The organism is Streptomyces otsuchiensis (genome assembly GCF_004305975.1).
GTDB classification, from domain to species: Bacteria; Actinomycetota; Actinomycetes; order Streptomycetales; family Streptomycetaceae; genus Streptomyces; species Streptomyces otsuchiensis.
In genome coordinates, this window is the sequence record NZ_BHZI01000493.1 from 1 (window position 1) to 1,837 (window position 1,837).

Below are 1,837 nucleotides of genomic sequence, written 5' to 3' on the forward strand. Positions count from 1 at the left end.
GGTCGGTGAGGGTCGCCTCGGTCCAGTGCTGTTCGGCCGGGGTGTGGGCGGGGTCGGCGAGGAGTCGGTCGATCCGGCCGCGGATTCGGCTGAGGGGACGCGGTACTGGCCAGTCGACGCGTTCGGCGTCGATCTCGCCGCCGGGGCCGAGCTCCACCAGCCACATGCTCTTGCGGTGGCCGGCCTCGGAGAAGGAGTAGGCGAGTGGGGAGCCGGAGTAGCGGACGCGTTCGGTGATGGTCTGGGCGCCGTGGAGGTGGCCGAGGGCGGTGTAGTCGATGCCGTCGAAGAGGGAGGCGGGTACGGCGGAGGCGCCGCCGGCGGTGATGTCGCGTTCGCTGTCGGATCCGACGCCCCCGGTGACGAAGGCGTGGGCGAGGACGACGGACCGGGTGCCGGGCGGCCGGGTGGCGAGGTCGGCGCGGATCCGGTCGGTGGCCGCGCTCAGCACCTCACGGTGACCGGCCCTGTCCGTCCCGAACTCCTCGCGGGTCAGCGCCGGTTCGAGGTAGGGGATGCCGTAGAGGGCGACCGGGCCGTGCTGGTCGGCGAGAACGACCGGGGTGCCGCAGGCGGCGGGGTCGGTGCGCAGGTGGATGCCGGCGCGGCCGATGAGTCCGGCGGCGACACCGAGGCGGTGCGGGGAGTCGTGGTTGCCCGAGATGATCACGGCCGGGACGCGGTGTCCGGCGAGCCGGTGCAGGACGTCGTCGAAGAGGCGGACGGCGGGCAGCGGCGGGACGGCCCGGTCGTAGACGTCGCCGGCGACCAGGACGGCGTCCACCTCACGCTCGACGGCGACGCGCACCAGGTGCTCCAGGGCGTCACGCTGGGCGTCGAGGAGGGAGACGCGGTGCAGGCCGCGTCCCAGGTGCCAGTCGGAGGTGTGCAGCAGTCGCATGGCGGCGCCCCCGTGGTCGTCAACTCCCCGTCCGGACCGGGCGGCGGACGCCCGGTGCCGCACGCTACCAGCCCCCTCGGGCGGGCCGGGGACCGCCCGCCGGCGGCCGGCGGACCGGGGCTGGGACAGGCCGTTGGGCGGGTGCGCCGCTCAGGCGCGCAGGAAGGCGTGCACCTCGCCGGTGACGCCGAAGCCGCGCCGCGCGTACCAGTGCCGGGGCCAGTCGTCGGCCTCGGCGAGGAGGAAGCGGGTGGTGCCTCCGCTCTCTGCGGCGCGGCGGAGCGCGGTGGCCAGGACGGCGTCACCGTGGCCGGCACGCTGGTGTACGTCGGCGGTGCGGACGTCCTCGATCTGCGCGGTGCCCGTGGCGCGGTCGAGGTAGAGGTCGGCCCAGGCGGCGACCTGGCCGTCGGGGGTGGAGGCGGCGAGGAAGTGGACGGTGTCGGCGCCACGGAGCCGCGCGGTGCGCCGTTCCACCAGTTGCCGCACGGCGTCGGCCGGGGCGTCGGGCAGGAGCGTGCGCCAGCTGCGGGTCAGGGCCGGGCGCAGCCGCGCGTGGGCGACGTCATGGACGTGGGGTGCGGCGGCGGGCGGTGTGCCTGCGTGGGTCATGACCAGGATCACGGCGTGCTCGTAGCCGGCGGCGGTCAGGACGGGGGCGCAGGCGTCGGCAGCGTGTGGGTCGAGGACGGTGATGAGCCGGTGCCAGAGGTGGCCGAGGTGGGTGTCGGCGAGGTCGGGGAGGGCGCGGGCGTCGGTGGGGCCCGTGATCAGGATCTGGTTGTCGTCGTGGGAGTACGGGAAGGCGTCGTCGAGCGCGGCGAACCCGCCGGGCAGGGGGACGGTGGTCGCGGCGCGGCGGTGGGCGAAGGCGGCGAGGAAACCGGCGCAGCGGCGGAACGCGGGGGTGCTCACGGTTGCTCCGCGGTGGCGGGG

The 1,837-nt window shown here is 75.8% G+C and carries 2 protein-coding genes; both read right to left on the bottom strand.

Features of this window, described 5'->3' with window-relative positions; all coding sequences use genetic code 11:
- The coding region (locus tag E0D90_RS25370) for a metallophosphoesterase family protein (protein WP_130800253.1) at window positions 1-901 on the bottom strand (901 nt) is incomplete at its 3' end.
- Between the two features lie 150 nt (window positions 902-1,051).
- On the bottom strand, window positions 1,052-1,837 hold a 786-nt coding region (locus E0D90_RS25375), incomplete at its 5' end, for a GNAT family N-acetyltransferase (protein WP_438827453.1).